Annotated in this window: 3 protein-coding genes; 2 read left to right on the top strand and 1 reads right to left on the bottom strand. The window is 67.0% G+C overall.

Annotated elements, in window-relative coordinates; all coding sequences use genetic code 11:
* Nucleotides 1–616: beta-ketoacyl synthase N-terminal-like domain-containing protein (locus tag BST12_RS27750; RefSeq protein ID WP_083116400.1), on the bottom strand; the 616-nt coding region annotated here is incomplete at its 3' end.
* 896 nt (nt 617–1,512) lie between these two features.
* Here BST12_RS27750 and BST12_RS27745 point away from each other — a divergent pair.
* Both BST12_RS27745 and BST12_RS27740 read left to right on the top strand, forming a co-directional pair.
* A complete protein-coding gene (locus BST12_RS27745; protein ID WP_139801995.1) occupies nt 1,513–2,154 on the top strand; it encodes a chorismate--pyruvate lyase family protein in 642 nt (213 codons plus the stop codon).
* Between the two features lie 53 nt (nt 2,155–2,207).
* On the top strand, nt 2,208–9,550 hold a 7,343-nt coding region (locus tag BST12_RS27740; RefSeq protein WP_083116399.1), incomplete at its 3' end, for a type I polyketide synthase.

The following is a 9,550-nucleotide window of genomic DNA, read 5'->3' as shown; positions in this document are numbered from 1 at the left end:
TATCCACCGACACCGCCGGCCCCTCCAACCCCAACACATACGCCACCCGACCCGACGCCACGCTCAATGCCGAAGCCGTAAGCCCGTAGCCCTCCAACGCATCCGACGCGTCCTGGGGCCGTCCCAACCCGTAGTCAGCGGTCATGACGCCCACAAACACCCCGGTTGCCGACTCGCGCAACGACGTTGGGTCAATCCCGGCGCTCTCCAACGCTTCCCACGAGCACTCCAGCAACAACCGCTGCTGCGGATCCATTACCAATGCCTCGCCGGGCGCGATCCCGAAAAACGCCGCATCGAAATCGGCTACATCGGAAAGAAATCCACCGAATCGGGTATAGGTCTTACCCATTGCGTCCGGGTCGGGATCGAATATCCCCTCCACATCCCACCCACGATCAACCGGAAACTCCGACACCACATCAACACCACCAGAAACCATCTCCCACAACTTCTGCGGCGAATCCACCCCACCCGGGAACCGGCACCCCATCCCCACAATCGCCACCGGTTCACTGGAACGTGAAATTAGAGCTTCGTTCTGCCGCTTCAACCAATCGATCTGGCCGACGGCCTTCCGAAGGGCTTTGGTTACCTTGGTGAGTTGGTCGTCCATCTCTCTCCGGAAGTTATGGTCTCGGGTGCTGGCGAGAAGGGTGCGGCGTCAGGTGCGTATGGCCGGCTAGCGGCCGAGTTCGAGTTCGGGCCACCGGGATGGCGGCGAGCCGCACCCGCGATTGCAATCGGCTTATGAAGTTCCTCTTGACCTGCCACTGAACGGCCTCTCGGGAGAAGTAGTTCGAACTCGCTCAGTAATCTGCCTTGGGGTACGAACGTGACTTAACTGCCGAAGCGCTGTCGTCGCTGCGAATGGGTTTTCCATGCCAGCGCCCGCGGGTGAGTCAGCATCCGTGCGCAGCAAATTAGTGCAGGAGAGCAACGCCTAACTATGGGCAAGCAGCACTGTTAAGGCGCTGTCGGGTGCAGCAGAGCGCACATTGACACTGGCGGCACACATGACACGCGGCAGACTACGCCGTTGCCGCCGGTGACCCAATTCGTCCGCGCGATAATAAGTGCCCGCGATTCAGGCGGCGCGGCACAAGCTTGCCGAAGCACCGCACCGGACGGCGATACAGGTTGTGGCGCAAGGGATCCCGCGCCGCCGAGCCCACTGCGGAGCGGCTCGGCACGGCCACCGCGACCACTGTGGCAGCCGTGCTCACCGGCCGCCGCGCGATGGGCGCGCCCAGCGCTGCCGCCAGCCATGCCGCCGTGGCTGTGCACATTGCCGGGTCGCCGCAGAGTTCTCTAGATACTGTGCCCATGGTCCCGCCACCTTGCCCTGATTAACGTCATGGCCGCGCTGCTGCATTCAGTAAGTATTCAAAGCCACTGATCAATACGAAGAAACCCCGTTCGCTCATGTCGGCCGATGATTTCGGGCCGCCAGTCGCTTATTCCCAGGGTCGATTCGAGTCCCGTTTCGAGTCCCGTTTCGAGGAGGCCAGCATGACCGTTGACACCGCTCACACCCGCTTCTTCAGCGTTCCCGAGGTCGCGGTCGGCCAGCCGAAATCGCCACACGGAGCCACAGCGGAAAAACGATCGGGCAGCCGCTACAACTTGTCTGAAGATGAAATTCGGAAGCTCAGTCGCGACTTGCGGATGCTTATCGCCACCAACGGGACCCTCACCAGAATTCTCAGCATCGTCAAGGACGACGACGTCGATGTGCAGATCGTCGAACAGCAGATACACCCCAGCAGCTCAGAGACTGCCTCAGAGACTGCGGAGTCACCGGAGTCGCACGGGCGGACCATGCAACGCAATGTGCTGCTCAAAGGCCGGCGTTCGGGAATTCCTTTCGTAGCTGCGGAGTCGGCAATCGCGATTGATCACCTGCCGCCCGCCATTGTCGCCAGCTTGATCAGGACGAACCGCCCTATCGGCGAGCTGATGGTCGGCGGGTGCATGGAGATCTTCAAGGACACGCCGGAAGTCTGGATGGGAGAGCAGCCCACCTGGGCCGCGGCCGCATGGTGCCGGAATTCCGGTTCAAAGGCAGTCGGCCGCCGCTATCGCATGATCATCGGGGGCCGACCGGTGGTCACCGTCACCGAATACTTTCCGCTGCACGTATTTCCCAATTGATCCGCATCGAATTGCAACGACGGTCAGTCACAACGTAGGCCTGGTCATTAAAAATGGGCAACGGAAATCTGGCGAGGCTGCTCGCCGAGCGGGCCGCGCACGCGGGATGGCAGGACAAGCCTGCTTACCACGCGCCGCATGTCGTAACTCACGGGCAAGTCCACGAGGGCGCCGCACGCATTGGCCGGGTGCTGAGCGACCGCGGCCTTGGCACCGGCGACCGCGTCCTGTTGTGTCTGCCGGATTCACTGGAGCTGGTGCAGTCATTGCTGGCCTGTCTAGGCCAGGGGATGACGGCGTTCATCGCGAATCCGCAGCTGCACCCTGAAGAACACGCGTTTTACCAGCGGGACAGCCAGCCGGCGCTGGTCGTCACCTCCAGCGCGCTGTGCGACCGGTTTCACCGCGCGCCGGTGGTGGACGCCGCCGAGCTGCTCTCGGATGCAGCGCAAGCCGAACCGGCAGCGTATGCGCAGATCGATGGCGACGCCATCGCATACGCCACGTATTCGTCCGGTACGACGGGTGCGCCCAGGGCCGCACTGCACAGGCACGCTGATGCGCTGACGTTTGTCGAAGCCATGTGCCGCGGCGCGTTGCGGCTCACCCCCGAAGACATCGGCCTCAGTAGCGCACGCATGTATTTCGCTTACGGCTTGGGTAATTCGGTGTGGTTCCCCCTGGCCTCGGGTAGCTCCGCGGTAATCAACGAGTCGACGATCAGTCCGGAACTCGCCGCGCAGTTGTGTGGGAAGTTCGAGCCATCGGTGCTCTACGGCGTCCCCACCTTCTTTGCGCGAATCGTCGACACGTGTTCTGCCGACGCGTTCCGTTCGCTGCGCTGCGCGGTGTCAGCCGGCGAGGCACTGGACCTCGAACTCGGCAAGCGACTCTCCGAATTCTTTGGTGGCGTCCCGATTCTCGACGGCCTGGGCTCGACCGAGGTCGGACAAACCTTCGTGTCCAACCGCGTCGACGAATGGCGTCTCGGGACAGTGGGCAAGGTTCTCCCACCCTATGAATTGCTGGTGGTGGCCCCGGACGGCACGGTTGCCGGACCTGGAATCGAGGGCGATCTGTGGGTTCGCGGCCCCTCTATCGCGCCTGGCTACTGGAACCGGCCGGGAGAGCTTGCCCTGCACGAGGGGGGCTGGCTCGACACCCGGGATACCGTCTGCGTCGACAGCGAGGGCTGGATCACCTACCGCGGTCGCGCCGACGACGTCGAAAACATCGGCGGTGTCAACGTCAACCCGCTGGAGGTCGAGCGGCTGATCGCTGAAGACGACGCGGTCGACGAGGTTGCGGTCGTCGGCTTGCGGGAACCGTCGGGGGCATCGGTCCTGCAAGCCTTTCTAGTGCCCAGTTCCGGTACCCCCCTGGATGACTCGGTGATCCGCGACATCCATCAGGAGCTGCTCGGCAAGCTGTCGTCGTTCAAGGTGCCGCACCGGTTCGCCGTCGTCGAACAACTCCCCCGAACCGCGACGGGCAAATTGCTGCGCACCGCGCTTCGGCGGCAGTCCCCCACAGAACCGATTTGGCAGCTGCCGTCCATCGCGCAAGCGGCGGCAGCGGAGTCGGATCAGGAAAGCGCCGGTTCGATGACACTCACCGAGCGGCTGTCGGCTTTGCAGCAAGAGCGTTACCGTCTGGTGGCCGATGCGGTGAGTTCCGAGACCGCCAAGATGCTGGGACAGTCCGACCCGCAGTCGGTGAACCGCGATCGCGCCTTCACCGAGCTCGGGTTCGACTCGCAAATGACGGTCGAACTGCGGAATCGGTTGGCGGCGGCGACCGGGCTGCAGCTGCCGGACACGGTCGGCTGGGACTACGGCTCGGTGTCGGGGCTGGCCAAGTATTTGGAAGTCGAGCTATCCGGCGGGGATAGGCGAGTCAGTGCGGCCCAGGCAGTGGTGGTCGCGGACGAGCCGGTGGCCGTGATCGGCATGGCGTGCCGGTTTCCCGGCGGGATTGATTCGGCCCACGCCTTGTGGGAGGTGGTCAGCAGCGGGACCGACGTGATGGGTGGCTTTCCCACCGATCGTGGTTGGAACCTGGCGGAGCTGTTCGATCCGGACCCCGATGCGGTCGGCAAGACCTACGCCCGCCACGGCGCCTTCCTGCCCAGCGCCGGCGACTTCGATGCGGAATTCTTCGGCATCTCCGCCCGCGAAGCCCAGGCCACCGATCCCCAGCAGCGGTTGCTGCTCGAGGTGTGCTGGGAGGCGCTGGAAGCCGCCGGTATAGACCCGACCGCACTGGTCGGCTCCGACACCGGAGTCTTCGCCGGCACCTGGGCACAGCCGTACGGGGACGCCGGTTCGGACGGGGCCGAAGGCTACGGCCTGACCGGGAACGCCACCAGCGTCGCCTCCGGCCGCGTCGCATATCTGCTGGGCTTGCAGGGGCCGGCGATCACCGTGGACACCGCCTGCTCGTCGTCGCTGGTGGCCACGCATTTGGCATGTCAGTCGCTGCGCAACGGCGAATCGAGTCTGGCCCTGGCCGGCGGCGTCACCGTCATGACCACCCCGGCATCGTTCACCGAGTTCGCTCGCCAGCGTGGTCTGGCCGGCGACGGGCGGTGCAAACCGTTCGCCGCCGCCGCCGACGGCACCGGGTGGGGCGAAGGCGCCGGCGTCGTGGTGCTGGAACGCCTCAGCGACGCCCGCCGCAACAACCACCCCGTGCTGGCGGTCATCGCCGGCTCGGCCATCAACCAGGACGGCGCCTCCAACGGCTTGACCGCCCCCAACGGCCTGGCACAGCAGCGCGTCATCCAGCAAGCCGCCGCCAATGCGGGGGTGCGCCTGGACGACGTCGATGTCGTCGAAGCGCACGGCACCGGCACCACACTGGGTGACCCGATCGAAGCCGGGGCGCTGATCGCCACCTACGGCGCTCACCGCGACGCCGGGCATCCGCTGTGGCTGGGCTCGATCAAATCGAATCTCGGCCACACCCAAGCCGCCGCCGGGGCCGCCGGGCTGATCAAGATGATCGCCGCCCTTAACCACGACGTGTTGCCGCCCACCCTGCACGTGGACCGTCCCAGCCCGCACGTGGACTGGTCGGCCGGCACCGTGCGCCTGCTCACCGAACCGATCACCTGGCCGGACACCGACCACCCGCGTACCGCGGCGGTGTCCTCATTCGGAATCAGCGGCACCAACGCGCACGTGATCGTTCAGCAGCCTCCCGTCGCGCCGGCTCCGTCCGAGCCGGCTGCCGCGCCGACCCCCTCAACCGCGCTGCGGGTATGGCCGCTGTCGGGGCGCAGCCCGGCGGCACTGGCCGCCTACGCCGATCGCTTGCATCAGCACCTTGTCGAGTACCCCGAAGCCGACGTCACGGATGTGGCTTACAGCCTGGCCACCACCCGTGGTCAGCATCCGTACCGGGCCGCGGTCACCGCACCGGCCGGCGCCGGCGACGTCCGCGCCGAGTTGCTGGCCGGGTTACACGCGCTGCGCACCGGCGAGCCGCATCCATTCCTGGCTCAGCACCATCTGGCCCAGCCCGGCGGCAAGATCGTCTTCGTCCTGCCCGGTCAGGGCGCCCAATACCCGCGCATGGGCCACCAGCTCTACGCCAACCACCGCGTCTTCGCCGATGTTCTCGACCGGGTCTGCGCGGCCTTCGATCCCCATCTCGACGTGTCATTGCGCGAGGTGCTTTTCGCCGCGCCGGACACCGCGTCGGCGGCGTTGCTGCAGCAGACCGCCTACGCCCAGCCGGCGTTGTTCGCCTTCGGAGCGGCGATGCACGCGGTACTGACCGATGCGGGCATCAACCCCCATTGCCTGCTCGGCCACTCCATCGGCGAACTGACCGCCGCCTACCTCGCCGGAGTGTTCTCGCTTGCCGACGCCGCGGTGCTGGTCAGCGCCCGGGGCCGGCTGATGCAGGCGTGCGCACCCGGCGCGATGCTGGCCATCCAGGCCACCGAAGACGACGTCACGGCACTGCTCGGCGACTACCCCGACACCGCGATTGCCGCGATCAACAGCCCCACCTCCCTCGTCGTCGCCGGGCCATTCGCCCAGATCGACAGCCTTCGCGACGACTGCAGCAAGCGTCCGTTCAAGACCACGCCGCTAGCGGTGAGTCACGCGTTCCACTCACCGGCCATGGATCCCGCGCTGCCCGAATTCGAGGCCATCGCCGCCGGTTTGACCTACCACCCGCCCCTGCTGCCGGTCGTATCGAACCTCACCGGACAACCGGCCACTGCCGAAGAACTCACCTCGGCGCAGTACTGGACGCAGCATCTGCGCCAGACCGTCCGCTTCGGCGACAGTGTCGCGGGGTTGCTCGCTCAGGGCGAGCACACATTCGTGGAATTATCCCCCCAGCCCGTCCTGGCTCCCGCGATCACCGACGCCCTCAGCAATGCTGCGGAACTTAGCCAGTCAGCGGTCATCGCCACCTCGCACCGCGACCGGCCCAACCTCGACACGCTGGGCAGTGCGCTGGCTCAACTGCACACCCGCGGGCACAGCCCAGCCTGGCGCGTCCTCTACCCCGAAGCCCGGACCACCGCGCTGCCCACTTACCCCTTCCAGCATCGCCGCTACTGGCTGACACCCAGCGTCGCCGCCGACGTCAGCGCCGCCGGCCTGGACCGTCCCGGGCACCCATTGCTGGGTGCGCTCACCCAGCTGGCCGATCAAGACCAGATCGTCATCAGCGGGCGGCTGTCGACCGGCGCACACGCCTGGCTGACCGGTCACCGCATCCACGACAGCGTCGTCTTCCCGGCGACCGGATTCCTCGAGCTGGTCCTGCACGCCGGTCAACACGTCGACTGCCCCGTCATCGACGAGCTGATCCTGCACACGCCGTTGGTGCTCGCGCCACAGTTGCCCACCGATCTGCAAGTCGCCGTCCAGCCCCTCGACGAGCATGGGCGCCGGTCGTTCAGCGTGCACACCCGGACCAGCGAAGAGCACCAGCAACGCGGTGTCTGGGTCCTGCATGCCACCGGCACGTTGAGTGCCGACCGGCCCGGCGCCCCCGCTCCCATGCCGCTGCCGCTCACCGAGGCCGTCAAGACCGAGGACTTCTACGACAAACTGGCCGCGCTCGGCCGGCACTACGAAGGCCCCTTCCAAGGGTTGGTCGGGATCGGTCATGAGCCGGGCAGCCCCGACACCGTCTACGCCGAAGTCGCTCTGCCGGCCGACACCGACGTCACCGGTTTCGGCATTCATCCCGCACTGCTCGATGCCGCTCTGCACCCCCTAACCGCCCTCGACGACGGCAATGGCGAATCGGCCGGCCCCCGGTTACCGTTCGCGCTCACCGGGATCACGCTGCACGCCACCGCGGCCACCCGCCTCAACGTTGTCCTGACCCGCACCGGTGCCGACACCTACACCGTGCGCGCCAGCGACCCCACCGGCGCCCCGGTCATCACGGTGACCACGGTGACACTGCGCAGCGTCCCCGATTCCCTGCCCCAACCCACAGCCGTTCCGGCGTTGCGCGACAGTCTTTTTCAGCTGGACTGGCCGGCGCTGCCACCCGACACCTTTCCCGCGGCGGACGCGTCGGCTACCTGGGCGGTCGTCAGCGATGAGGCCGGCGCGCCGGCACCTGCCCTGCGGTCGGCCACCAGCCACACTGACCTCTCCGATCCGGACCTAGCCCACGCCGATCTGGTGATCTGGGTCCTGCCGCCAGCCGATGGCGAACAGGATCCGGTAGGGCAAGTCCACGCCCTCACCAGGCACACCCTGACCCAGCTGCAACACTGGCTGGCCCGTTCCGATGTTGCCGGCACCCACCTGCTCGTCCTGACCCGCCACGCCGTGGCCACCAGCACTCACGACCGCGCTCCCGATTTGGCGCACGCCGCGGCCTGGGCACTGATCCACGCCACCCAGAACGAACATCCGGGGCGGATCGGGCTGCTCGACACGGACGGCACCACCGACGGGCTGACCGACATCCTGGCCGCCGTCGGCCGCCGGGTAGCCGAACCCCAGCTCGCGTTGCGGCACGGCAGCGCGCACACTCCGCGGCTGACCCCGAGTATTTCCCTGATCCCGCCGGCGTCTGCCGCCTGGCAACTGGGCACCACCGGCAAGGGTGACCTGAGCAATCTGACGCTGGTGCCAACCGCGGCGGTCGACGAGTTGGCGCCGGGACAGATTCGCGTCGCGATCCGCGCCGCCGGATTGAACTTCCACGACGTCGTGGTTGCCCTGGGCGCCATCCCGGACGACGGCATGGGCGCCGAAGCCTCCGGCGTGGTCATCGACACCGCGTCCGATGTGACCGCACTGCGGCCCGGTGACGCGGTGATGGGGTTGTTCCCCAACAACGCGTTTGCGCCGACGGCGGTCACCGACCAGGGCATGGTCGTTCCGATCCCGCCCGGGTTGTCCTTTGCCCAGGCCGCATCGGTCCCGGTGGCGTTTTTGACGGCCTACATTGCACTGGTCGAGCTGGCCGGGCTCAGCGCCGGGCAACGCGTGCTCATCCACGCCGGCGCCGGCGGGGTCGGCCAGGCCGCCATCCAGATCGCCAATCACCTTGGCGCCCAAGTCTTCAGCACCGCGCACCCGCGCAAGCACGACGTGCTCAAGGGGTTGGGCGTGGCGCCCGAGTGCATCGCTTCCTCGCGCACGCTGGATTTCGTCGAAGCGTTCGCCGCTGCCACCGACCAGCAGGGCGTCGACGTGGTGCTCAACAGCCTGGCCGGTGACTTCGTCGACGGCTCGCTGCGACTGTTGCCCCGCGGCGGAAGCTTCGTCGAAATCGGCAAGACCGATATCCGCGCGGCCGACGACGTCGCCCAGGCTGGTACCGGCGTCGTCTACCAGGCCTATGACCTGCATGTGGCGGGTCCGGCGGAGCTTCGTCCGGCATGGCAGACGCTGACCGGACTGTTCGCCGCGGGCATCCTGCGGCCCCTGCCCACCACCAGCTACGGCCTGCTGCAGGCGCGCCACGCGTTCCGCGACATGAGCCAAGCCCGCCATACCGGAAAGATTGTGCTGATTCCGCCGGCTGTATGGGATCGACAGGGCACGGTCTTGATCACCGGGGGCACCGGGATGTTGGGTGGTGTCTTCGCCGAGCACCTCGTCACCCGGTACGGCATGCGCCATCTGCTGCTGGTGTCGCGGCGCGGCCCGGATGCTCCGGGCGCCGGGGAGCTGGTGCAGCGGTTGAGCGCGCTGGGTGCTGAGGTAACCATTGCGGCCTGCGACACCAGCAGTCGGGCGGAGCTGGCCGCGGTACTGGACGCGATTCCTGACGACCACCGGCTGACCGCGGTCATCCATACCGCCGGAATCGTCGATGACGCCGTGGTGACCGAGCTGACCGAAAGCCAACTCGACACCGTGCTGAGCGCCAAAGCCGACGCCGCCTGGCATCTGCA

Source organism: Mycobacterium angelicum (assembly GCF_002086155.1).
Classification (GTDB): domain Bacteria; phylum Actinomycetota; class Actinomycetes; order Mycobacteriales; family Mycobacteriaceae; genus Mycobacterium; species Mycobacterium angelicum.
The sequence above is the reverse complement of the archived record's forward strand: the minus strand, read 5'-3'. Positions and strand labels throughout refer to the sequence as shown.